Source organism: Flavisolibacter nicotianae (assembly GCF_003628535.1).
Taxonomy (GTDB): Bacteria; Bacteroidota; Bacteroidia; order Chitinophagales; family Chitinophagaceae; genus Flavisolibacter; species Flavisolibacter nicotianae.
In genome coordinates, this window is sequence record NZ_RBCI01000059.1 from 1 (window position 1) to 888 (window position 888).

Sequence of the window (888 nt, forward strand, 5' to 3'; positions counted from 1 at the left end):
TCCGTTGGCAGCCATTTATGAGAACACTACCATTCATACTGCTTTTGACATTGGCAATGGTTAGTTGCGGACAAAACCAAAATTTTATGGAATATGCGTCTTCTGATTATTACACTAATAACGAAGACAAATTTGGTTTTCTGGTATTTGACAAAGAGAAAGTTGACACATTCTTTAGTGAGTATTCACCACCTCAATTCAGAAATGGAAAGCTGGACAGCTGTTTCAAAAGGCTGTCGGAAAGTCAATCATCCGTTGTAACGGGCGAAATGAGGTTCAGTAAACACACCCGTTCCCCAAACATATCAGACTATGACCTTGCAGGAAAGGTTTTAGCTGCAACAACAAAGAATGACGGCGAAAAATACTTTGGAAGTAGCCTTCATTACCTTTTCTTTTTTGAATGTTTGCCTGACACATTTCAAAAGAAATGGGTGCAGACAAGTTTAGGCGACTTTGAGTTCAACGTGACATTTTTCAACCGGCTACGAACCAAGTGTAAAGTGTTTGACGACCACATTTATGGCAATACCGGATATTGGGACAAAAATATTAAAACGGTTTTTCGAGACGAGATTTTTAATGAGATAACTGCAGACAAAGCCAAATTGATTAAAAACTGCATCAATCAGGACAGTGCTTTTAATGACAAAAGGCTTCAGCCGGACAGGGATAACTTTATTCATTTCTTAGACCAGGTGATACAGAAGAAATGGAGATTGTTACTTATTGATAAAAATTAAACGGCTGCCAACAGCGCATTGCTGCAAGTGTGGCTATACGTATTACTATTCAGCTTGACGAATAACATGGCATCTGATTAACTTTAATCATCGGCAATGCTGCCAAGTCCACACCTGACAGCAATGCTTTAACGTTGGCAGAAAT

Annotated in this window: 1 protein-coding gene; it reads left to right on the forward strand. The window is 39.0% G+C overall.

Annotation, left to right across the window (positions count from 1 at the left end; genetic code table 11):
• The coding region (locus D6024_RS26390) for a hypothetical protein (RefSeq protein ID WP_205573382.1) at positions 1-743 on the forward strand (743 nt) is incomplete at its 5' end.
• Positions 744-888: the final 145 nt, after the last annotated feature.